Raw genomic sequence first — 23062 nt, 5'->3', positions numbered from 1 at the left:
ACACCCCCAGGGTCTCACGTACCGCCGACAGCCCGGCAAACCATTACCCGGCCCCTTGGCCCGCCTCCGTACCAGGGCCCCGCCGGGGCTCGTAGTCCCGGCCCAGGACGACGGTGACGTCGGCGTTGGCCGCCGCCTTGCCCTGCTCCACGGCCCCGGCGGGCAGACCCAGGGTCTTGGCGACCTCCTCGGCCTTCGCCTTCTGTGCGGCGTCACCATAGATGACCTGCGACGACGACTCCTCGTCCGCCTTTCCGCCGTCGACGACCGCGTAGCCGCCGTTGACCAGCGCGATCCGCGCCGCCTCGGTGGCGTCCGCGTCCCCGGAGGCGTTCCGGACGCCGACCCGTACCGCGGCCCCCTGCTCCGGCGCGCTGACCGAGCCGCCCAGGATGTCCTTCACCACACTGCCGGTGGCCTCCTCGCCGAGGGTGCCGTCCTCCCGTACGGGCAGCAGCGCCGTCCTGTAGTCGCCCACCTTGGCGTGCTCGGCGAGCTTGGCGAGGGAGGCGCCCAGGTCCTTCTCCGGCAGGGACGGGTCCAGGATCTGCGCCAGCGTCTGGACCGTGACCGTCGCCGACGCCGGGTCGTCCGACATCTTGCGCAGCACTCCGAGGACCACCTGGCCGAACCGCTGGAGTTGCGCGGCCTCCGCCTCGCCCGGCCCGCGGTGGGTGGCGTACGCGACGGCCGCGCGGCCGTTCAGCGTCTGGTCCTCGCCCTTGGTGACCAGGGGCGCGTCGCCCTTCTTCGCGCCCGGCACATCGGTGTCCGTGCTGGTCTCGATGCCGCCGACCAGCTCGACCAGGTTCTCCAGGTACGGGGTGTCGAGCCGCCAGGTGCCGGTGATCCTGGTGCCGAGCAGGGCGCCGATGGCCTCGCGCGTGCCGGCGGAGCCGTCCTCGTCGACCGACTTGGCGAGCGTGGTGGTGGTGCCGTCGTCATTGGCGACGGAGAGGGAGTCCGGCAGCAGGACGGTGGTGCCCTGTCCGGTCGTGGCGTTGTCGACCAGCAGCGCCGTGGAGGTCTCCTTGGTCGCGATGTCGTGCAGGTGCAGGACGATGACGTCCCGCTTCTGGGGGCCGCTCGCGGTGGCGCCACGCTTCGTCTCCCCGTCGGACATGCCGGGGAGGGCGTCCGTCGCCCACAGGTAGCCGACGCCGCCGATGAGCGCCACGGCGAGCACGACGACCAGGGCGACGACCCGGTTGCGGCCCCGCCGCTTGGCCTCCTCACGGCGCTCGGAGCGGCTCTCGGTGAACTTGAGCCAGTCGATGACGTCCTCGGACTCCTCGTCCGGGTCCTCGACGAAGGCGAACTGCTCGGTGCGGTACTCCGGCTCCTGCGCCCCGCCACGGGCTCCGTCCCGCGTCCCGTCCTGCTCCCGCTCCGGTCCGGGTGCCGGGCGGCGCGGTCCGGGGACGGCCGCGGGGGGCGCGGCGTCGGCCCGGGGGCGCGGGACCGGCTGCTGGGGCTGCGGCTGCGGCTGCGGCTGCGGCGCCTGGTACGGCGGGGCGGGCGCCTGGGCGGCGGGGGCCTGGGGGGCGGTGTCGTACCCGGTGGCGTACCCCTCGTAGCCGTAGCCCTGCTGGGTGAACGACGCGTCGTACGACGTGTCGTACTGCGGCTGCTGGGACTGCTGCTGCGGCTGCTGCGCGTACTGGTCGTAACCGTAGGTCTGCTGGGGCTGCGCGTACGGGTCGTACTGCTGGGCCTGCTGCGGCTCCTGGTACTGCTGAGCCTGCTGGTACACCGGCTGCCCGTAGGCGTCGTAGCCGACGATCTGCGGCTGCGGCGGGTAGTACGGGTCGTACGGGTTCTGCTGGTCGTTCACCGGTGCCCCTCTCCGTGGCTCATTCGCCCCGGTACAACTGGCGCTTGTCGATGTAGCGCACCACGCCGTCCGGCACCAGGTACCAGACGGGATCGCCCGCGGCGACCCGCGCCCGGCAGTCCGAGGAGGAGATGGCCAGCGCCGGCACCTCGACCAGGGAGACCCCGCCCTCGGGCAGCCCGTCGTCCGACAGGTCGTGGCCCGGACGGGTCACCCCGATGAAGTGGGCGAGCGAGAAGAGCTCCTCGGCGTTGCGCCAGCCCGGCATGATCTGGGACAGCGCGTCCGCTCCGGTGATGAAGAACAGGTCCGTGTCCTCGTTGAGGTCACGGAGGTCCCGCAGCGTGTCGATGGTGTACGTCGGCCCGCCGCGGTCGATGTCGATGCGGCTGACCGAGAACTGCGGGTTGGACGCCGTGGCGATGACCGTCATCAGGTAGCGGTCCTCCGCCGGGGAGACGTTCTTGTGGCTCTTCTGCCACGGCTGCCCGGTCGGTACGAACACCACCTCGTCCAGGTGGAACAGGGCGGCCACCTCGCTGGCGGCCACCAGGTGTCCGTGGTGGATCGGGTCGAACGTCCCGCCCATCACGCCGAGTCGGCGTTTGCCGGAACTGGTCGGCACTTGCTGGTCTCCCATGCGTGCAGAGCCTACTGGCACGGTGCCGCGGGCGGTCCCGGCGGTCGCGGGCTCAGCGGTCGCGGTTGAAGCGCGTGGTGATCCACAGCAGCAGGAGCAGGACGACGAAGGCGCCACCGCCGGTGAGGTACGGGCTGAGGCTGGCGTGGTTGCCGCCGTGCTCGGCGCCTTCGGCGAGCGTGACGAGGCTGGCGGCGGTGGTGGGGAGGCTCATCTTCGGCAGGACCTATCCATCGGAGTCGGAGCGGAGACTTCGCGCACATCGTATGCGGGCCGTCCGGGGACGCTCACGCCGACTCAGTGGTTGCGGTCGGTGTCGTCGGCCGGTGCCGCGGGGGCCACGCGGCGGGAGCCGGGCGGGCGGGGCCGCCCGGGCGGTTGTCCACAGGCCCGGCCGCGCCGTGACTCCAGCGCCTACGCTGGGGGCCGTCAGGGGGACGAGGCGGATCTCGTACGAAGAGGGGGCATTCATGACCGACAGCAGTCACGACCAGGTGCCGGGCAGGCAGCGCAGGCGGTTCCCGGGCATCTCGTCCCGGGCCTACGAGCACCCGGCGGACCGGTCGGCGCTCGTGGCCCTGCGCAAGCTGAGCGGCTTCGACACGGTCTTCAAGGCGCTGAGCGGGCTGCTGCCGGAGCGCAGTCTGCGACTGCTCTTCCTGTCGGACTCCGTGCGGGTGAGCGACGCCCAGTTCGCGCACCTCAACACCATGCTGCGGGACGCCTGTTACATCCTGGACCTGGAGAAGGTCCCGGCGATGTACGTCACGCAGGACCCCAAGCCCAACGCCATGTGCATCGGGCTGGACGAGCCGATCATCGTCGTCACCACCGGTCTGGTGGAGCTGCTGGACGAGGAGGAGATGCGGGCGGTCGTCGGGCACGAGGTGGGGCACGCGCTGTCGGGCCACGCGGTGTACCGCACGGTACTGCTGTTCCTCACCAACCTGGCTCTGAAGATCGCCTGGATCCCGCTGGGGAACGTCGCGGTCATGGCGATCGTGACGGCGCTGCGCGAGTGGTTCCGCAAGTCCGAGCTCTCGGCGGACCGGGCCGGTCTGCTGGTGGGCCAGGACCTGAAGGCGTCGATGCGCGGGCTGATGAAGATCGCGGGCGGCAACCACCTGCACGAGATGAACGTGGACGCGTTCCTGGAGCAGGCGGAGGAATACGAGGCGGGGGGCGACCTGCGTGACTCGGTGCTCAAGATCCTGAACGTGCTGCCGCGCTCCCACCCGTTCACCACGGTGCGGGCCGCCGAGCTGAAGAAGTGGGCCGAGAGCCGCGACCACCAGCGGATCATGGACGGTCACTACCCGCGCCGCTCGGAGGACAAGGACACCTCGGTCACCGACTCGTTCCGCGAGTCCGCCTCGCACTACGCGGAGTCGGTGCGGGGCAGCAAGGACCCGCTGATGAAGCTGGTCGGCGACATAGCCGGGGGCGCGGGCGACCTGGGCGGCAAGCTCCGCGACCGGTTCGCGGGCGGCTCGGGCCCCCAGGAGTCCGGACGCCAGGAGCCCTGACGCTCCGGAGCACCGGCGCCCTGACACCCGGGGCGTCGGGACCCCGAGCCTGACGCGCCCGGCGCCCCGGGCCTGACGGCCCCGGAGCCCCGACGCCCTCGACACCCCGGGCGTCAGGGGCCCGGGCGGGAGGGCTGGGCGCCGGGCGCCAGCGCCCCGCACAGGGCGGCGGCGGCCCGGCTGCCGGTGGCGTACGGGTCGGTGACCGCCGGGCCCGCCGGATCGGCGCGCTGCCCGGCGAACACCGGGTGCAGGGCGCCCGACGGGTCCGCCGAGCAGGACTGCGGGCCGGCCTGCACACGCCCGGCCAGCAGCTCCGCCCGGTGCATGCGCAGGTCCTCGCGGTCGAAGCGCAGAACCAGCTCACGGCGGACGGTGAACAGCGAGGCGTCGGCGCCCGCGCCCGCGCCGGCCGGGCGCACGGCGTAGACCAGCGTGTGGTCCGTGGCGACCTCCAGGGCGTCGGGCTCGACCTCCGTGACCCGCATGGTGCCCCGTACGCGCGCCTGGGTGCCCGCCAGGGCCGCCTCGGCCGGGTCGAAGCGCACCAGCCACCCCGTGGCGGCGTGCCGCCCGTCGTCGGCCGGGGACTCGACGCTGCGGTCGAACTGCTCCGCCTGCTCGGGGTCCAGCAGGAGGCGCACCTGGCGTACGGCGGCGCCGGTCAGCACGTCCGGGTCGAGCGAGGACTGCACCAGGTAGTCCTTGGCGGTGCTGAGCGCGGTCACCACCTGGCTCTCCGAGAAGTGGGCGGTGCGCTCGGCCGCGGGGAAGGTGATGCCGGCGGCGCCCGTGCGGAACTGGGCGGCGGGGCTGTGGGCGTACAGGAAGGCCGGGTCCCCGCCGGGGACCGTGCCCTGCGGGGCCAGCGGGACCACCATGCTCCGCAGCGGCTCGGCGCGCCGGTCGAGCAGGGGCTGGTAGGTGTTCCGGGCGCTCAGGTAGACGACGGCGGCGAAGACCACCGCGAGCACCAGGACGAACACCAGTGCGCCCTGGCGGGGCCGGGGGTGCGCGGGCGCCCTGCCCCAGGCGGGGCGGCTGCGCACGGCCCGGGCGTGCTCGCCCATGCGCTCCCGCGCGGAGTACTCCTGGAGACGGGCAGCGCGGACGAACGACTCGTCGAAGACGACGGACCGGTACTCGTCCTCACCACCCCCGGGGAGCCCCTCCGGCGTCCCCTCGGGCGGGTCGCCACGCCCTGCCATACCTTCAGGGTAGGTCGCGCGGGGCTCCGGTAAACGCGCTGGTGCGGGACAACATACGGGTGGCCTCAGGGCGTTCGCGGCGCGGCGGGCACGGGCGGGGCGCCGTACTCGGCGGAGGCGGGGCGCGGTGTCACGGCGGGGGCCGGGGAGGGCGTGTCGATGCCGCTGGTCGCCGGGGCCGGGACCGGTCCGCCCCGGCCGCCGGAGGTGCCCCGGTAGACGGCCGTGAAGGCGAGGGCGACCATGCCGACGCCCATCACCACGGCGAGGACCCAGGCCACCGGACGGTGCCAGCGGGAGCTGGGCCGGTACGGACGCAGGGCCCCTCCGTGCGCCCCGTAGGGGTCGTGGTCCTCGGCGGGGCCGTACACACCGCCGTACCCGTGGACGCGGCCCCCGGGGCCGTGGTGGTCGTCGTACCGCTCGTCGTCGGCCGCGGGGCCGCCGGCTCCGGAGCGGGCGGCCTCGGCGTCCGCGCGCGCCTGGGCGGCGGCCAACAGCCGCTCGACGGCGCTGGGTTCGTGGATGGTGGCGGCCCGTACGAAGTCCTCGTCGAACACCACGGAGGCGATGTCCTCATCGGCGCCCCCGCGGTCGTCGTCGGGCTCCCAGCCGTCCGGTAACGGCTTGCCCCCCACGTCGTCCGGCACGCCTTCAGAGTAGACCGGGGAGGTGCTTTTGGGCAGGGAGAGCGCAACTCTCCCCACCCGCCTCCGTGCTCCGTCCGGCGCCGCCGGCTACCGGGTGTGACCGTCGCCCGTGACGATGTACTTGGTCGACGTCAGCTCCGGCAGGCCCATGGGGCCGCGGGCGTGGAGCTTCTGCGTGGAGATGCCGATCTCCGCGCCGAAGCCGAACTGGCCACCGTCCGTGAAACGGGTGGACGCGTTGACCGCGACCGTCGTGGAGTCCACCAGCTGGGTGAAGCGGCGGGCGGCCGCCTGGGAGGTGGTGACGATCGCCTCGGTGTGCCCGGAGGTCCACAGCCGGATGTGGGACACGGCGGCGTCCAGCGAGTCGACGACGGCGGCGGCGATGTCGTACGAGAGGTACTCGGTCTCCCAGTCCTCGGCCGTGGCCGCCACGACGGTGGCCTTCGAGGCACCGGCGTACCCCTGGACCCGCTCGTCGCCGTGCACGGTGACACCGGCTTCGGCGAGGGCGTCCAGGGCGCGCGGCAGGAAGGTGTCGGCGATGTCCTGGTGGACGAGGAGGGTCTCGGCGGCGTTGCAGACGCTGGGCCGCTGGGCCTTGGAGTTGATCAGGATGTCGACGGCCATGTCGAGGTCGGCCTGGGCGTCGACGTAGACGTGGCAGTTGCCGGTGCCGGTCTCGATGACCGGGACGGTGGACTCCTCGACGACGGTGCGGATCAGGGAGGCGCCGCCGCGCGGGATCAGCACGTCGACCAGACCGCGGGCGCGCATCAGCTCGCGCACCGAGTCGCGGGACTCGCCGGGCACCAGCTGCACCGCGTCCGCGGGGAGGCCCGCGCCGCCGACCGCGTCGCGCAGGACGCGGACCAGGGCGCTGTTGGAGGAGTACGCGGAGGAGGAGCCGCGCAGCAGGACCGCGTTGCCGGACTTCAGGCACAGGGCGGCGGCGTCGACCGTCACGTTCGGCCGGGCCTCGTAGATGATGCCGACCACGCCCAGCGGGACGCGGACCTGCCGGAGGTCGATGCCGTTGGGGAGGGTGGAGCCGCGGACGACCTCGCCGACCGGGTCGGGCAGCGCGGCCACGTCCCGCACGTCGGCGGCGATGGCCCGCACCCGCTCGGGGGTGAGCGTCAGCCGGTCGATGATCGACTCGCTGGTGCCGGCCTCCCGGGCCCGGGCGACGTCCTCGGCGTTGGCCTCGACGATCTCGCTCGTCCGCACCTCCAGGGCGTCCGCGATCGCCAGCAGCGCGTCGTCCTTGGCCGCACGCGGGAGTGGCGCGATTTCGGCGGCGGCCGCACGGGCCCGGTAGGCGGCACGGACGACCGGGGTCATGTCGTCGTACGGCGTGACGGACGGCGAGGTGGCGGAGGCGGGGGAATGCGACGAGGTCATACTCGCAGCGTAATGCGCTCCCGGCGGGCGTTCCTCCCACATCCCGCTCTGCGAGACGCCCCGCGGCCGGTACGTCAGTACGGGTGTACGCCCACGGGGGCGGCCGGTGGCGGACCGTAACCCTCCGCGATCCTGAGGTGGTACGTCTCGCGGTCGATGACCTCCAGGCCGACGATCTCCCACGGCGGCAGCTTGGCGGTCTGCCGGTGCTCGCCCCACAGCCGGAGGGCGACCGCGGCGGCGTCGTGCAGGTCGCGGGCCTCCTCCCAGTACCGGATCTCGGCGTGATCGTCGGCGTATCTGCTGGTCAGCAGGAAGGGGTGGTCATGGGCGAGCTGCTCCAGGGCCGCTCTGACGTCCTTGAGCGGGGCCGCCCGGCCGGAGACGCTGAGGGTGATGTGCCACAGCTTGGACACCGGCCGGTCCGGGACGTGCCGCTCCGGCCGGCCGCCGGACTGCCGGCCCGGGGCGCCTTCGTCGAGGACGGTGTCGTCGAAGTCGGCCCCGGCCTCGACACTCGTCAAGGCCCGTTCGGCCGTCCCTCGGGGCAGTGCCCCTGGGCGCGCTCGTCTCACCGGCGGCCTCCTGTTTGTGCGTCGTGGTGCTGTCACCCCGCTTACCCCTGAGACAAAGTTGACCAGTCCTGCGCGGAACGTGGGGCGGTTTTGGTGAAGGTCTCTGGCGGATGGCGGGACTTTCAGCCGTTCTGGGACGGGTCTAGGAGGTGAGCAGGACGAGATCGTCCCTGTGTACGACCTCCCGCTCGTACGCCGGGCCGAGCTCCTTGGCCAGTTCCCGGGTGGACCGGCCCAGTAGCTGGGGGATCTCCTTGGCGTCGAAGCTGACGAGCCCCCGGGCGACGGCGCGGCCGGTGGCGTCGCGCAGCTCGACGGGGTCGCCGGCGCCGAAGTCCCCCTCGACGGCCGCGATGCCCGCCGGGAGCAGGGACTTGCGGCCCTCGACGACCGCCCGCACCGCGCCGTCGTCCAGGACCAGCGCGCCCTGCGGGGTGGAGGCGTGCGCCAGCCACAGCAGCCGGTCGGCGGACCTGCGGCCGGTGCGGCGGAAGTAGGTGCCGGTGTCGCGGCCGGCGAGGGCGTCGGCGGCGCGGCTGGCCGAGGTGAGGACGACCGGTACGCCGGCGGCGGCCGCGATCCGGGCGGCCTCGACCTTGGTGACCATGCCGCCGGTGCCGACTCCCGCCTTGCCGGCCGAGCCGATCTCGACGCCCTCCAGGTCGGCGGGGCCGCGCACCTCCGCGATGCGCGAGGTGCCGGGCTTGGACGGGTCGCCGTCGTACAGCCCGTCCACGTCGGAGAGCAGCACCAGCAGGTCGGCCCGCACCAGATGGGCCACCAGGGCGGCGAGCCGGTCGTTGTCGCCGAAGCGGATCTCGTCGGTGGCGACCGTGTCGTTCTCGTTGACGACCGGGAGGGCGCCCATGGCGAGGAGCTGGTCGAGCGTGCGGTAGGCGTTGCGGTAGTGGGCGCGGCGGCTGGTGTCGTCGGTGGTGAGCAGCACCTGGCCGACGCGTACGCCGTAGCGGGCGAAGGACGCGGTGTAGCGGGCGACCAGGAGGCCCTGGCCCACGCTGGCGGCGGCCTGCTGGCGGGCGAGGTCCTTGGGGCGCCGGGCGAGGCCGAGCGGCGCCAGTCCGGCGGCGATGGCGCCGGAGGAGACCAGCACGATCTCCTTCTCGCCGCCGCTGCGGACCTTGGCCAGTACGTCGACGAGCGCGTCGACGCGGTCGGCGTCGAGGCCGCCCGAGGCGGTGGTCAGGGACGAGGAACCGACCTTGACGACGATCCGGCGGGCTTCCGTTACGTACTGTCTTGCCACTGTCACGTGGGAAATCTATGCCAGGAGCGGTGTCCGGCGCGCGCCCGTTCCAGCGGCTGGACAGGTTCCTGGACACCTTTCCGGGCTTTCCCACGGGCCTCCTCCCGGGCGCCCGCGGAACGTCCCGGACGTCTTCCCCGGCCGGCCGGCCCCGACCGGGTCAGGGCGCCGGGCGGGCCCGCCGCAGCCGCCGCAGCACCCCTCCCGCCAGCCGCCGGGCCCGGCGCCGCGCGACGGTCAAGGGGCCGGGTGCGCCGCGCACTTCGTACGCGGTGTCGGGGATGCCCACGGCCGGGTCGCGGAAGTGCGGGTACGCCAGGTACTCGCGGCCCCGCCGGCGCACCCGCTCCGGGCGGTGGCCGTCCTGGAGGAAGGTGAGGACGTCCACGAGCGCGTCGGGCAGGTCCATGGCGACGCACGTCAGGCGCAGCCGCTCCTCGGTCTTCAGGCGCTTGGCCAGGCCGGGGGTCCAGTGGGCGGCCATCAGCGGGGCGGCCAGCGCCATCTTGGCGAGCAGCACGTCGCGGGGCTGCCGGAGGACGACGGGACCGAACTGGGGCAGCAGCGTGATGGTGAAGGGCCGCATCATGAGCAGGTCGCGGCGCTCCCCCGGCGGCTCGTGCGCGGCGATGAGCTCCATCAGGGCCCTGGCCGAGTCGAAGCGGGGCACGTATCCGCCCGTCTTGGTGAGGTGCTTGCCGTCCTCCCGGCCCACCAGGTAGTAGCAGGTGTAGTCCGCGACCACCGAGACGCCGTTGCCGCGGAGGTACGCCTCCAGCGTGAACAGCGCGTCCTCGCCGGTCCGCAGCTTCTCGTCGAACCGCATGCCGTGCCGGACGAGCAGATCGCGGCGGAAGAGTTTCTGGGCGCTGAGCGTGTACTTGACGTTGGACCGGTGGATGTCGGCGCGTTCGACGGTCTGCTTCCACATCGACTTGGCGGCGTTGCGGTTGACGCCGACGGTCCTGCCGAGGACCACGTCGGTGCCGGCCCGGTCGGCCATGGCGACGAGCCGTTCCAGGGCCTCCTCGCCGAAGTGGTCGTCGGCGTCGAGGAAGAAGACGTACCGGCCGCGCGCCAGGGCGAGTCCGGTGTTGCGCGGTCCGCTGGGGCCACCGGAGTTGGCCTGCCGGACGACGCGGGTGGGGATCTTGGAGCGGGCCGCGAACTGCTCCAGGTACTCGCCCGTGCCGTCGGTCGAGCCGTCGTCGACGGCGACGATCTCGATCCGGTCGGCGCCGAGGGTCTGCGCCTCCACCGAGTCCAGGCACTTCACCAGGTACGGCATCGCCTCGTAGGCCCCGATGATCACACTGACGTCGGGAGTGTTCTCGGTCATCGGCACCACCGGCTTCCCTGCCTGACGGCAAACGGACGAAAGTCGTCCGTCATGGTGCCCCCGCCGTGGCCGCCGGGTGTGACGGCGCGCACAGCGGCCCGTAAGTCCGCCTCGGACGAGGGACTTACGGGCCGCGGGGTGTACGTCCGCCTTTACGCGGGCAGCCGGTGGTCCGCCACGAGGGCGCCGATGCCGGCGGCCCTCCGCGCGGGGCGCCGGTGGCTCAGTGCGCCACCGTCGCCTCCTGGGCGCCCTTCTCGGCGACGGTGTCGGCGGCGGCTTCCGCCGGTTCGGCGCCGGCGCCGTCGGCCTCCTGGTCGAGTTCGCCGATCCGCTGGCCGGCCAGCCGCTGCGCGACGCCGTTGTTGCGGGCCTCCGCCTTGGCGGACAGCGCCCGTACCGCGGCGTTGAACTGCTCGATGGACGTGGGCTCGTCGGGGCCCAGCAGGTACCGCTTGAGCTGCTTGCGCTCGTCCGCCCGGAGGTCGGCGGCCGGGTCGGCCACGGCAGCCAGCAGCTCGTCGAGCTCGGTGGCGTCGTTGGAGAGGATCACCGCGGCGCGGACCGCGGTGTTCTGGCGCTTGAACTCGCCGGCGCCCAGCCCGGCGGAGTCCGTCACCGCGTACGGCTTGCCGCTGGCGATGAAGTCGGACACCACGCTGGAGATGTCGGAGACCATGCCGTCGGCCTGGTTGAAGCAGTCGTACAGCTTCGGCTCGGAGCCGGTGACGACCTTGTGCTCCCACCAGCCGAAGGAGCGCCAGTACGCGTCGTTCCACTCGGCCCGCAGCCGCTTGATGTCGGCGAGGCGCTGCGGGTCGGCGAGCGAGACGCGGGACTCCTCGGCCTCGTCGCCGCCCTTGCGCCCGGGGGCGGAGAGCTGGGCGATCCGGGCCTCGATACGGGCCAGTTCGGCGCGCGCGGCCGCCTGGGACGTCTGGGCGGCGGCGGTCTCCTCCGCCCAGCGGGGGTCGGCGGCGCGCTCGGCGTTGGCGGCGGCGACCAGCTTCTTCAGCCGCTCATCGACGGCCCTGGCCTTCTTGTCGACCAGGCCCGTGAAGGGGTGCGGCTTGTAGATGACCCGGACCGGACGGGGGGCGTCCAGCAGCCGCTTCATGATGTTCTCGCCGGCCAGCAGCAGAGAGGTGTTGCCGGGGTTGTTGTCCCAGCCCTCCCAGGTGGGGGCGTACAGGATGGTCGGGATCGGGTTGCGGGGAGTGCCCGTCCAGGTCTCGATCGGCGCGAGCTGCGGGCGGCCCACCTCGACGATGTCGTCGTCGCGGACGCCGACGTCGGCGAGCGCGTACCGGTCGCGGCCGGCCCGGCCGGCGGTCCACACCTCGTCGTACACCTTGGAGAAGGGGTTGACGCTGGCGAGCTTGTCGCTGTCGCCGTGGCCGATGAAGACGTGCTTCATGGTCGGTACGCGCAGCATGTGGATGTTCTTGCCGACGTTGGCGGCGTACAGCGTGACCCGGATCGAGGACATGTCCATGGCCATCAGGTGCTGGCCGCCGGGGACGCACAGGACCGGCACGGACGTGGGGTTGAGCTTGTCGACCAGGTTGCGCTCGCGCATGATGACCAGCGGCCGGCCGTCGACCTGCTCCATCGTCTCCAGCCACATGTTGACCTGGTACGCGGAGTCGTCGGAGCCGGAGAAGTACAGGGCCACGGTCGGCTGGTACTCGCGCAGCCAGGTGCCCACGGCCTTGAGGACGGCGCCGGCGGCCGGCACCCGGCGCTTGCGGCGCAGGTACGGGACGAGGGCCGCGGTGTAGAGCAGGCCCAGGGCGAGGGTCGCCGCGACGCCCGCGTAGCCGAGGGCGTTGCGGCCGGTGGCGACCGCGGCGATCACGCCCGCCATGGCGGGGATGTCGAGGTGCAGCATCTTCTCGCCGGAGCGGCTGAGCAGTGCGTGCGGCGGCGCGTCCGGGATGCGTACGGCGTTGAGGTCGATGTTGCGGGTGACGACCGGCATGGTCCGGCGCAGCCGGATCAGGGTGGCGAGGGCGCCCTGGGGGGCCTGGAGGCCGTAGAAGAGCAGGAAGCAGGCGACCGCCGCGTAGAACACGGGCTGCTCGGCGAGGCCTTCGCGGGCGAGCAGCAGGATCAGCAGGAGCTGGCGCAGCAGGAAGCGGATCGGCAGACCGGCCCGGACCTTGTTCAGCCGGTTGACCAGGTAGCTGTTCTTCTGGTGCAGATACCAGTCGGCGACGTAGGTCACGGCACCGGCGGCCGCGAAGAACCAGAGGTTCGGGACGAGGGCGGCGAGCATGACGCACGGGTAACCCAGTCCCAGGAGGACTGCCGCGGCGAGCTCTGACGCACTGCCCACACGTGCCAGGCGAATGGCGGTCGAAATCACGAGGAACCTGCTCCAGAAGGGGGTGCCGGTTTTTTCACATGGACAAAACCTCGTGAAGGCGGGGGACTTCACGGATCGGTTTTCGGAGCCCTTACGGACTCTTACGAACTCGGGCCTCTGCATTCGCACAATGCGACACAGAGGCCCGAAGAACACATCTGGTGAGTATTACACATCTTCCTGGCGGTCCAGCACCGAGGCCAAGGCCTGCTCGAAGCCCGACGCCTCGCTCGCACCGCGGGTGGGGTCCTGCTGCCGTACGTCGATGACATGGCCGGTGAGCTCGGAAAGCAGCACGTCCAGCGAGGTCCGGGCCACGGCCTCGGAGGACAGCAGCGATCCGGCGGGCTCCTGGCCGAACGCCTTCGTGCGCATCGGCGTGGCGGTGCGCTCGGGGTTGACGCAATTCACCCGGATTCCGTCGCCTGCCCATTCGTCGGCGAGCGCCTGGGTGAGATTCACCATGGCGGCCTTGGTGGACGAGTAAAGGCTGTACTCGGCCCGGCCGCGGGTGTAGCTGGAGGAGGTGTAGAGCAGGAGCTGACCCTTGGTCTCGACCAGGTACTTGTACGCGGCGCGCGCGATCTGGACGGGCGCCAGGTAATTGACGTTCAGCGCTTCCTGAATGGTCGCGCTGTCGGTCTCGGCGAGCTTTCCGATGCGCAGCACGCCGGCCGTGTTGATGACGTGGTCGATACGGCCGGTCTCGGCGTACGCCTTGGCGAGCGCCTCCTCGACGTGCTCGGGGTTCTCCACGTGCGTGCCGGTGGTGGAGCGGCCCAGCGCGTACACCGTGGCGCCGTACCGCTCGGCGAGGGCGGCGATGTCGGCGCCGATGCCGTACGACCCGCCGAAGACGACGAGCGTGCGGCCCGACAGCAGTTCGCGGTAGGCGGCCTCGTCGGCCTGGCGCGGGGCCGCGGTGGAGGCGAGCTGGAACAGCTTGTCGGCGATGAACACGTCGACGGGCTGGGTGACCTTCATGTTGTACTCGTCGCCCGCGACGACGTAGATCGGCACGTCCGGCAGGTACTTCAGGACGACGCTGCAGTCGTCCGTCGCCTGGAAGTTGGGGTCGCCGGCGGCGACCTCGTACGCCCGCCTGATCGTGGACAGCTTGAACGCCTGCGGCGTCTGGCCGCGGCGCAGCCGGGAGCGGTCGGGAACGTCGGTGATGAACTCGCCGTCCTCGCCGTGGGTGCGGGTGACGATGATCGTGTCCGCGGAGGGGATGGCGACGTCGACGGCCTGGTAGCGGTCGAGGGCGTCGACGCAGTCCTTGATGACGCGCTGTGACAGAAGCGGACGCACCGCGTCATGGAACAGGACGTTGAGGTCCTCGCCGTCCCCGAGCCCCTCGCCGAGGGCCCGGATGGCGCGCTCGGTGGTCTCGTTGCGGGTGGCGCCGCCCTCGATGACACGGGTGACCTTGGTGAGCCCGGCCTTGGCGATGATCTTCTCGACGTCGGGTACGAAACCCGGCGCCATCAGCACGATCACGTCGTCGACGCACTCGGCCTGCTCGAAGATCGTCAGCGTGTGCTCGATGACCGCCTTGCCCGCGATCTTCAGCAGCTGCTTCGGGATCGCGAGTCCGACCCGCTGGCCGGTACCGCCGGCGAGCACGACGGCTGTGGTGCGGGTCTTGGCTTCATGCGGCGCTGACACAGAACGACCTACCTTGCGACGACTGGGGGACGGGCTGATGGTCGCACTCTCCGTGACCGTCTCGCAAGGCGGACGGTGACCGCCCCGCACCCCCGCGACACCCCGTGTTCACCGTGTGGCCAGGGGGAGCGGACGGGCCCCCCGGCGGACCTCCGGTGACCGACATCACGCGGCGGGCTTGTCGACGACGTTGAGCACGAGATCGTTGGCGGCGCTGTGGAAGACCTTGACCACGACCCGCTCCTGCGGCTTGCCCGCCAGCTTCCTGGTGACGGCGCGCACCAGCCCCAGCGGCTGCTTCTTGCGCAGCTCGGCCGGGGGGTACGGGAAGAGGGAGCCCTTCTCCACGATGTCGTCGAGGACCCGGGCGAGCCGGACCGGACCGGCGTCCGGCGCGTACCGGAGCCACAGGTCCCACACATCGTGGGGGTCCTGCTGCCGGGCGGCGGGAGCCGTGCAGGAGAAGGTGAAACGGAGGCGGCCGGTGTCCTCCCGGGTGCCGGGGAAGGCCAGCTCCAGGGGGGCCTTGCCGCGCCGCCGCAGCAGCAGGACCGGTTCGCCGGCCGGCCCGGCGGCCGCGCCGTACAGCCGCGCGGACAGGGTGACCGTCCCGTCCTGGACCCGGACCTCGCCCACCTCGGCGTGCACGGTCCGCGACCAGCAACGGAAGTGCAGGGCACCCCCCTTGGTGTACGGGACGAGCTGCCGGACCGGTGCCTCCGCGCCCTGGCGCTCCGCCGCGCGCATCGCCCCGCGCTGGTCGATGGCGCGGGTGGTCAGCGGCTCGCGCGTACCACCGGGCAGCTCCAGGTGGACCGGACGGACGCCCTCCGGGAACGGCGTACCGGCCGGGACGGTCGCGGTGCCGTGCTCGTCGAACGGGAAGGCGTGGCCGTCGGCCACCAGGCGGGCGCCCTCGCGGGGGGTGAGCAGCGTCACGGTCACCGTGCCGTCGGCGGCGACGGCGCAGTCGGCGACGGCGCCGGGCGCGGGCGCGGCGGCCGGGGCGGGCCGCGAGGGGAGGCCGGCGCGCTGGGTGGCGGCCGCGCCGAGCCCGGCGAACAGCTCCTCGTACCGCTTGGCCACCGGGCCCGGATCGAACCGGCGCCCGTTGGCGACGGCTGCGGCGCCCATGCGGCGGCGGAGCGCGGGGTCGTCGATCAGCCGGAGCAGCGCGCCGGCGATGGCGTCGACGTCGCCGACGGGGACGAGCAGGCCGTCCTCGCCGTCCTTGATGATCTCCCGGGGGCCGTAGTCGCAGTCGGTGGACACCACGGGCAGGCCGCAGCGCATGGCCTCGACCAGCGTCATGCCGAAGGACTCGTGGCGTGAGGTGGACACACCGATGGCGCCCTTGACCCACTCGGGCTCGATCGGGGAACGCGGGCCCATCAGGTGCACGCTGTTGTATAGGCCCAGCTCGTCGATCTTCTTGCGGAGCCGGTCCTTCTGGTTGCCCCAGCCGCAGATGCGCAGGGTCCAGTCCGGGCGTACGGCCACCACCTTGGCGAACGCCTCGACCAGCACGTGGTACTGCTTCTCGGAGGCTAGCCGCCCGGCCGCCATGATGGTGGTGCCCGAGGTGTCGGAGGGCGGGACGACCGGCTCCGGAACGCTGTTGGGGACGGCCAGCACCCGGGTGCCGGGCAGCGGCATCCGTGCCCGCCAGGTGGCGGCGTCCCCCTCGGAGACGGTGACGAAGGCGTCGAGCCGGGGCAGGAAGCCCGCCATCTCGGCGCGCAGCTCGGGCTTGTGGTGGTTGTGCGTCATGTGCTCCTGCCCGATGAGCACGGCGCCCCCGGGCGCGAACGCGGTGACGTAGGCGACGAGTCCGGGCCGGGTGCCTATGACCACGTCGGCGTCGGAGCCGGCGCCGGCGTAGTGCGCGCGGACGCGCTCGTCGGTGAGACGGCTGTACTCCTTGAAGCGCGCCTCGTGCCGGGGGAAGTGCTCGGCCGGCTGGAGGTGCCGCTCGTGCTTGCTCTCATTGGTGGGCGAGGAGGGGCGGGTGTCGATGAGCGGTACGACGGTGATGCGCGGGTCGATCGCGAAGAGCGGCTCGTCCCGGTGCCGGAACACGGAGACGATCTCCACCTCGTGCCGTCCGGTCAGCTCCTCCGCCAGGTTCAGCGTGGTGCGGATGGTGCCGCCGATGCCGTAGATGGTGTGGATGAGGAAGGAGACCTTCATCAACGCTCCGTTCAAGTCAGCCGGGGCACCCGCGGCCCCGCCCCCGGAGACAAGACGGTGATCCCTGGCCACAGGTTGTCCGGCCGGAGCGAGGTAAACCGGAATTCATACGCTTTTTTCGGCCGCACCAAACGGCACGCCCCCGCCGGTGGACGCACGCGGTGAGGCGCGCGCCCGCCGACGGGGGCGACGGGGGCTCGGGGCTCCTGAGGGAAAGGGATCAGAAGGGGTCGAAGCCGTCGAACTCGCGGTCCGCCTCGTCCCGCTCCGCCTGGCGGTCCTTGCGGCGCTGGGCGGCCGGGCGAGGGGCCTCCATGCGGTGGTCCTCGCCACGGCGGCCGAGCATCTCCGCGCCCGCCATCATCGTGGGCTCCCAGTCGAAGACGACCGCGTCCTCCTCGGGGCCGATGGCCACGCCGTCGCCCGCGCGGGCACCGGCCTTCATCAGCTCGTCCTCGACGCCCAGACGGTTGAGGCGGTCCGCCAGGTAGCCGACGGCCTCGTCGTTGCTGAAGTCCGTCTGGCGCACCCAGCGCTCCGGCTTCTCGCCGCGCACCCGGTACAGGCCGTCCTCCTCCAGCGTGACCGTGAAGCCCGCGTCGTCGACCGCCTTCGGGCGGATGACGATCCGGGTCGCCTCCTCCTTGGGCTTGGCCGCCCGCGCCTGGGACACGATCTCGGCCAGCGCGAAGGACAGCTCCTTCAGGCCCATGTGGGCGACGGCCGACACCTCGAAGACGCGGTAGCCGCGCGCTTCCAGGTCCGGGCGGATCATGTCCGCGAGGTCCTTGCCGTCCGGGATGTCGATCTTGTTGAGGACGACGATCCGGGGCCGGTCGTCGAGGCCGCCGTACTGCTTCAGCTCCTCCTCGATCACGTCGAGGTCGGTGACCGGGTCACGGTCGGACTCCAGCGTCGCGGTGTCCAGCACGTGCACCAGCACCGAGCAGCGCTCGACGTGCCGCAGGAACTCCAGGCCGAGCCCACGCCCCTGGCTCGCACCCGGAATGAGCCCCGGCACGTCCGCGATGGTGTAGACGGTCGATCCGGCGGTGACCACGCCCAGGTTCGGCACGAGCGTGGTGAAGGGGTAGTCCGCGATCTTCGGCTTGGCGGCGGACAGCACGGAGATCAGCGACGACTTGCCCGCGCTGGGGTAACCCACCAGGGCCACGTCCGCGACCGTCTTCAGCTCCAGGACGATGTCGCCGGACCGCCCCGGCTCGCCCAGCAGCGCGAAGCCCGGCGCCTTGCGGCGGGCCGAGGCCAGCGCCGCGTTGCCGAGTCCGCCGCGGCCGCCCTCGGCGGCGACGTACGACGTGCCGTGGCCGACCATGTCGGCCAGCACGTTGCCCTTCTTGTCGAGGACGACCGTGCCGTCCGGCACGGGCAGGACCAGGTCCTGGCCGTCCTTGCCGGAGCGGTTGCCGCCCTCGCCGGGCTTGCCGTTGGTGGCCTTGCGGTGCGGCGAGTGGTGGTAGTCCAGGAGCGTGGTGACCGACTGGTCGACGACCAGGATCACGTCACCGCCCCGGCCGCCGTTGCCCCCGTCGGGGCCGCCGAGCGGCTTGAACTTCTCACGGTGAACGGAGGCACAGCCGTGGCCCCCGTTACCCGCGGCGACATGCAGCTCGACGCGGTCCACGAAGGTGGTCATGTTCTGTGCCTCCAGTTACGTGCGGAAATGTCTACGTGTTAACACGCGAAAGGCGGACCCGCTTCCCGTACGGGAAGTGAGGTCCGCCTCCGCGAAAGTGGATCAGGCAGCGGTCGGAACGATGTTCACGACCTTGCGGCCACGGAAGGTGCCGAACTGCACCGCACCGGCCTGCAGCGCGAACAGCGTGTCGTCGCCGCCACGACCGACGCCCGAACCGGGGTGGAAGTGGGTGCCACGCTGGCGGACCAGGATCTCACCGGCGTTGACGACCTGACCGCCGAAGCGCTTCACGCCGAGCCGCTGAGCGTTGGAGTCGCGACCGTTCCGGGTGGACGATGCGCCCTTCTTGTGTGCCATGTCTCCTCAGTCCCTTACTTCGCAGCCGTGGGGATCGCCGTGACCTTGATCGCCGTGTACTGCTGGCGGTGGCCCTGACGACGGCGGTAGCCGGTCTTGTTCTTGTAGCGCAGGATGTCGATCTTGGCGCCCTTGTGGTGGTCCACGACCTCGGCCTGGACCTTGATGCCGGCCAGCACCCACGGGTCGCTGGTCACAGCGTCGCCGTCGACAACGAGCAGGGTCGAGAGCTCGACCGTGTCGCCAACCTTGGCAGTGGAAATCTTGTCAACCTCAACGATGTCGCCGACAGCAACCTTGTGCTGGCGACCACCGCTGCGCACGATGGCGTACACGCGGATCTCTCTCTCGCTCGGAACGGAAACTCCTGATGCCAGCCGCCCGCACGGACCGGCGAGGCCCGTGACTGTCCGCGAGGGATGAGCGGCCTCTTCCAGCGGCGGGCCGTGCCCGGCCTGCCGGAAGGGAGGTGCTCAGGAGTTGGCGCGCATGGAAACACGCCGACGGTCAAGGTTACGGTCCGCACCCGCACGGGTCAAACCGGCCGCGCGGCGCCCGCCCGGCCGCGCGGGCGGGCCGGACCCGTATGCTCGCCGGGCGAAGACGCATCCCGGAAGGCAGAGCACAGTGAACTACAGGGTCCAGCCCACCGCCCAGGTCGCCGACGACGTCGAGATCGGCGCCGGGAGCAGTGTGTGGGAGCTCGCACAGATCCGCGAGGGCGCGAAGCTCGGCGAGGCCTGCGTGATCGGCCGGGGCGCCTACGTCGGTACGGGCGTCCGCATGGGCGACAACTGCAAGCTCCAGAACTACGCGCTGGTCTACGAGCCGGCCGAGCTCGGCGACGGGGTCTTCATCGGCCCCGCGGTCGTCCTCACCAACGACCACAACCCGCGCTCCGTCGACCCCGACTTCCAGCAGAAGCGCGGCGGCGACTGGGAGGCCGTGGGCGTGCGGATCGCCGACGGCGCCTCGATCGGCGCGCGCTCGGTGTGCGTGGCTCCGCTGGAGATCGGCCGCTGGGCGATGGTCGCCGCGGGCGCGGTCGTCACCAAGGACGTCCCGGACTTCGCCCTGGTCGTGGGCGTCCCGGCCCGCCAGGTCGGCTGGGTCGGCCGGGCCGGCGTGAAGCTGGTCGAGCGGGACGGCGAGCCGGGCGTGTGGGAGTGCCCGCGGACGGGGGCGCTGTACGACGAGAAGGACGGCGCGCTCACGGAACGCGCCGCCTGACCGGATGGGTGCCCCGCCGACCGCCAGGAGGCGGGCCCGGCGGGTCCCCGCCCGCCCCGCGGAACGAATGCCCACAACGGGAGGGTGGGCTCAGGCCCGGTGCCAGGGGGCCAGGGCCAGGCCCGGTTCGGGCTTCTGGCGGGCGACGCGGAGCGCGCCGTCCGTGCCGAACGCGGCCATCGTCACACGGCCGCGCCCGTCGAGCGCGAGCGCCGGGGCGCCCACGCACGGCTCGCCGGTGAGCGTCCAGGTCGCGCCCAGCGCCTCGTCCTCCGTGGGGTAGGCGGCCAGGGCGGGGCGGCCGGTCGCGGCGTCCCGGCGGGCCATGATCGTGCAGTCGTGGCCGTCGACGGCGGTGCGGAGCAGCGCCACCGGGCCGGTGCCCGCGCCGGAGCCGAGGACCGACGGGGCCTTGTCGGAGGGGCGCCAGGCCCGCACCGTGCCGTCGTCGGCGTCCTGCCAGAAGTGGGTGAGGCGGCCGGGGCCGGTGCACTCCGTGGACAGCGAGTCCGCCCGGGCGCGGGCCGGGATGTCGTCGGCCCGCTGGAACTTCACGCCCTTGGTGTCCTGCGTCCAGCGCAGTACATGCTCCTCGGTGGGGGCGACCAGCTCCATCAGGCCGTCGGTGGTGATCGACACGCGGATGGGTCCGGTGATCCCGCTGCCCTTGAGGTCGGCCCACTTGTTCCACTTGCCGGACGGCACCGAGGTGCGCCCGCAGATCCCGCCGCCCACGTTGCGCACGAAGACGTGCAGCGAGCCCTCGGAGTCGACGACGGCCGCGGGCGGGCCGATCCGCTCGGCGAGCGCGGGGTCGTTCGGGTACGGGTTGCCGACCACGGCCCAGTCGCGCACGGCCAGCCCGGACTGGTACTGGAGTGCGAAGACCACGTCCGTGGCGGGTGTGCCGTCCGCGAGGCGCGTGCGGCGCATCCCGACGAGGTGGACGTAACCGTCGGGGCCCTGGGCTATGGACACGTGCGGGCCGATGCCGGGCGCCGGAATCGTCTCGGGGCCGGTCCACTCGGGTCCGCCCGGGTGCTTCTCGGTCCAGCGCAGGACGGCGCCCTCGACGGGGGCGTACGCCGTGAGGCGGCCGTCCTTGCCGCGCACCAGCCAGTCGGTGGTGGCCGGCAGGGAGGCGTCGGGGAGCGGGGTGCCGCCCGGGGCGGCGCCACGGGCCGCCGGCGCGCCCGCAGGACGCTTGGACTTACGCGCGGACCACACCGCCATGGCTCACCGCCGACCTTCCCCTGAACAGTTCGAACAGTTCACGCGCAGCTCCCCCGAGCTTGCGCGACGATAGCATTTCGCCGCCCTCCCACCGTCCCCCGGAAGGCCCACACCAGCCCGTCCGCGTGGGACCCTCGTGGGCGTGCTCACTCTCCTCGTCGTCGACGCCGCGAACGTGGTCGGTTCGGTTCCGGACGGCTGGTGGCGGGACCGCCGTGGTGCCGCCGAGCGGCTGCGCGACCGGCTCGTCCCCCTGGCCGCCGGTGGCCTGCCCGGGTACCCCGGCCCGCTGGACGTGGTCCTGGTCGTGGAGGGGCGGGCACGGGGCGTGGAGCCGGTGCCCGGGGTGCGGGTCGACGAGGCGCCGGGCAGCGGTGACGACCGGATGGTGGAGCTGGCGGGCGAGGCGGCCGCCGCGGGGCGCCGGTGCGTCGTGGTGACGGCCGACCGGGAGCTGCGCCGACGGGTGACGGCCCACGGGGCCTCGACCCTCGGGCCCCGGTCCGTACGGCCCGCGCCGGGAGCCGACGGCCCCTGAGCCGCCCGGCCCCCTCCGTACGCCCCGGGAACGCGCCGCGAAACCCCGTCGTCAACTGTTCACGGAATCGTTATCCCCGGCCCGAACGGCCGCGCAGGCACCTTCTGACCATGTCCGACCACCCCCGCGGGACCCGCGTGTTCCGGCCCTTGGTGCGGCCGAGGGCCTGGTCATCCCGGCCATTGCCTACGATGGCACGGCACGCCTCCCTCATCGACCTGTCCCAGTAGAAGAAGAGTGCTCAGTGAAAGTCATCAGCATCGTCGGCGCACGTCCCCAATTGGTGAAGCTCGCCCCCATCGCGGCCGCGTTCGCCGAGACGGAGCACGAGCACTTCATCGTGCACACCGGGCAGCACTACGACGCCGACCTCTCCGACGTCTTCTTCGACGGCCTCGGCATCCCTGACCCGGACGTCCACCTGGGCGTCGGCTCCGGCAGCCACGGCGTCCAGACCGGTGCGGTGCTCTCCGCGCTCGACCCGGTCCTGGAGCGCGAGAAGCCGGACTGGGTGCTGGTCTACGGCGACACCAACTCCACCATCGCCGGCGCCCTTTCGGCCGTGAAGATGCACCTGCCGGTCGCCCACCTGGAGGCGGGCCTGCGCTCCTTCAACCGGCGCATGCCGGAGGAGCACAACCGCGTCCTGACCGACCACTGCGCCGACGTCCTGCTGGCCCCGACCGAGGAGGCCATGCGCCACCTCGCCGACGAGGGCCTGAAGGACCGGGCCGTGCTGGCCGGTGACGTGATGGTCGACATCTGCCTGAAGATCCGGGACGACGTCCTGGCCGGGAAGCACCCCGCGCCGGTGCTGCCCGAGGGCATCGACCCGGCGAAGCCGTTCCTGCTGGCCACGCTGCACCGCCCGGACAACACCGACGACCCGGAGCGGCTGCGCGCGATCCTCGACTCGCTGGCCGGCCTGCCGGTCCCCGTCGCGCTGCTCGCCCACCCGCGCCTGGTGGCGCGCGCCGAGGAGCACGGCATCGAGCTGAACACCGGCTCCGTGCACGTCGGCCGTCCGCTGCCGTACGCCGGGCTGGTCGCCGCGGTGCTCGCCTCCGCCGGTGTGGTCACCGACTCGGGCGGCCTCCAGAAGGAAGCGTTCCTGCTGGAGCGCATCACCACCACCATCCGTCCCGAGACGGAGTGGGTCGAAACCGTGGACACGGGCTGGAACGTCCTTGTTCCCGACCCGCACACGCTGTCCGCCGACGAGTGGGCCGCGACTGTCACCCGCGCGGTGCCCACGGCCGACCCCGGCACCCCGTACGGCGACGGACGAGCCGCCCAGAACGTTGTCCGGATCATGGAAGAGTGGAAGGGAGGCAGCCGGCACGCGTGACCCGGACAGGTCCTCTCACGAGGCACTTTT

General features: G+C 72.5%; 20 protein-coding genes. 4 read left to right on the top strand and 16 right to left on the bottom strand.

What is annotated here, in order from left to right; genetic code table 11:
- Positions 1-43: 43 nt before the first annotated feature.
- Genes ACZ7LK_RS02025 through ACZ7LK_RS02015 form a run of 3 tightly spaced genes read right to left on the bottom strand, consistent with a single transcriptional unit; the run spans position 44 to position 2688 of the window.
- Positions 44-1834 carry an LCP family protein gene (locus ACZ7LK_RS02025; protein WP_392274816.1) on the bottom strand — a complete coding sequence of 597 codons (1791 nt, stop codon included), beginning with the start codon at positions 1832-1834 and terminating at the stop codon, positions 44-46.
- A 19-nt stretch (positions 1835-1853) separates the two neighbouring features.
- Positions 1854-2474 (bottom strand): nicotinate-nucleotide adenylyltransferase, encoded by a 621-nt coding sequence (gene nadD / locus ACZ7LK_RS02020; protein WP_189551438.1) that lies wholly within the window; start codon positions 2472-2474, stop codon positions 1854-1856.
- Positions 2475-2526: 52 nt separating this feature from the next.
- Positions 2527-2688: a hypothetical protein gene (locus ACZ7LK_RS02015; protein ID WP_392274815.1), complete on the bottom strand. Its 162-nt coding sequence runs from the start codon at positions 2686-2688 to the stop codon at positions 2527-2529.
- A gap of 256 nt (positions 2689-2944) precedes the next feature.
- Here ACZ7LK_RS02015 and ACZ7LK_RS02010 point away from each other — a divergent pair, with 256 nt between their 5' ends.
- Positions 2945-4000 carry a M48 family metallopeptidase gene (locus tag ACZ7LK_RS02010; RefSeq protein ID WP_392274814.1) on the top strand — a complete coding sequence of 352 codons (1056 nt, stop codon included), beginning with the start codon at positions 2945-2947 and terminating at the stop codon, positions 3998-4000.
- Positions 4001-4113: 113 nt separating this feature from the next.
- Here ACZ7LK_RS02010 and ACZ7LK_RS02005 read toward each other — a convergent pair whose 3' ends face one another.
- The 12 genes from ACZ7LK_RS02005 to rplU all read right to left on the bottom strand — a co-directional run bounded on the left by ACZ7LK_RS02005 (position 4114) and on the right by rplU (position 19018).
- Complete coding sequence (locus tag ACZ7LK_RS02005) at positions 4114-5208, bottom strand: SCO2583 family membrane protein (protein ID WP_471137952.1); 1095 nt, start codon at positions 5206-5208, stop codon at positions 4114-4116.
- A gap of 65 nt (positions 5209-5273) precedes the next feature.
- Positions 5274-5858 (bottom strand): SCO2584 family spore wall biosynthesis protein, encoded by a 585-nt coding sequence (locus ACZ7LK_RS02000; protein ID WP_392274812.1) that lies wholly within the window; start codon positions 5856-5858, stop codon positions 5274-5276.
- Positions 5859-5945: 87 nt separating this feature from the next.
- Positions 5946-7262 (bottom strand): glutamate-5-semialdehyde dehydrogenase, encoded by a 1317-nt coding sequence (locus ACZ7LK_RS01995; RefSeq protein WP_471137950.1) that lies wholly within the window; start codon positions 7260-7262, stop codon positions 5946-5948.
- 74 nt (positions 7263-7336) lie between these two features.
- Complete coding sequence (locus ACZ7LK_RS01990; RefSeq protein WP_392274810.1) at positions 7337-7837, bottom strand: hypothetical protein; 501 nt, start codon at positions 7835-7837, stop codon at positions 7337-7339.
- Positions 7838-7979: 142 nt separating this feature from the next.
- On the bottom strand, positions 7980-9107 hold the full coding sequence (proB, locus tag ACZ7LK_RS01985; protein ID WP_392274809.1) for a glutamate 5-kinase: 1128 nt from the start codon (positions 9105-9107) through the stop codon (positions 7980-7982).
- Positions 9108-9261: 154 nt separating this feature from the next.
- Positions 9262-10440 carry a glycosyltransferase family 2 protein gene (locus tag ACZ7LK_RS01980; RefSeq protein ID WP_469463993.1) on the bottom strand — a complete coding sequence of 393 codons (1179 nt, stop codon included), beginning with the start codon at positions 10438-10440 and terminating at the stop codon, positions 9262-9264.
- Between the two features lie 223 nt (positions 10441-10663).
- A complete protein-coding gene (locus ACZ7LK_RS01975) occupies positions 10664-12808 on the bottom strand; it encodes a hypothetical protein (protein WP_471137947.1) in 2145 nt (714 codons plus the stop codon).
- A gap of 168 nt (positions 12809-12976) precedes the next feature.
- Positions 12977-14476, bottom strand: a complete 1500-nt coding sequence (locus ACZ7LK_RS01970) for an SDR family NAD(P)-dependent oxidoreductase (protein ID WP_392274806.1) — start codon at positions 14474-14476, stop codon at positions 12977-12979.
- Positions 14477-14641: 165 nt separating this feature from the next.
- Positions 14642-16666: a glycosyltransferase family 4 protein gene (locus tag ACZ7LK_RS01965; protein ID WP_471137945.1), complete on the bottom strand. Its 2025-nt coding sequence runs from the start codon at positions 16664-16666 to the stop codon at positions 14642-14644.
- A 220-nt stretch (positions 16667-16886) separates the two neighbouring features.
- A complete protein-coding gene (obgE, locus tag ACZ7LK_RS01960; RefSeq protein WP_392274804.1) occupies positions 16887-18323 on the bottom strand; it encodes a GTPase ObgE in 1437 nt (478 codons plus the stop codon).
- A 102-nt stretch (positions 18324-18425) separates the two neighbouring features.
- Positions 18426-18683, bottom strand: coding sequence for a 50S ribosomal protein L27 (rpmA, locus tag ACZ7LK_RS01955; RefSeq protein ID WP_156694431.1), 258 nt, complete (start codon positions 18681-18683; stop codon positions 18426-18428).
- Between the two features lie 14 nt (positions 18684-18697).
- A complete protein-coding gene (gene rplU / locus ACZ7LK_RS01950; protein ID WP_017944922.1) occupies positions 18698-19018 on the bottom strand; it encodes a 50S ribosomal protein L21 in 321 nt (106 codons plus the stop codon).
- A 292-nt stretch (positions 19019-19310) separates the two neighbouring features.
- Here rplU and ACZ7LK_RS01945 point away from each other — a divergent pair, with 292 nt between their 5' ends.
- Positions 19311-19913, top strand: coding sequence for an acyltransferase (locus tag ACZ7LK_RS01945; protein WP_392274803.1), 603 nt, complete (start codon positions 19311-19313; stop codon positions 19911-19913).
- 90 nt (positions 19914-20003) lie between these two features.
- Here the strand turns inward: ACZ7LK_RS01945 and ACZ7LK_RS01940 are convergent, their stop codons facing one another.
- Positions 20004-21146, bottom strand: a complete 1143-nt coding sequence (locus ACZ7LK_RS01940) for a PLL family lectin (protein ID WP_471137942.1) — start codon at positions 21144-21146, stop codon at positions 20004-20006.
- A 136-nt stretch (positions 21147-21282) separates the two neighbouring features.
- Here ACZ7LK_RS01940 and ACZ7LK_RS01935 point away from each other — a divergent pair, with 136 nt between their 5' ends.
- Complete coding sequence (locus ACZ7LK_RS01935; protein ID WP_469463996.1) at positions 21283-21684, top strand: PIN domain-containing protein; 402 nt, start codon at positions 21283-21285, stop codon at positions 21682-21684.
- 244 nt (positions 21685-21928) lie between these two features.
- Positions 21929-23032: a non-hydrolyzing UDP-N-acetylglucosamine 2-epimerase gene (gene wecB, locus ACZ7LK_RS01930; protein WP_392274800.1), complete on the top strand. Its 1104-nt coding sequence runs from the start codon at positions 21929-21931 to the stop codon at positions 23030-23032.
- The last annotated feature ends 30 nt before the right edge of the window (positions 23033-23062 follow it).

Source organism: Streptomyces sp. NPDC039423 (genome assembly GCF_055598725.1).
The sequence above is the reverse complement of the archived record's forward strand: the minus strand, read 5'-3'. Positions and strand labels throughout refer to the sequence as shown.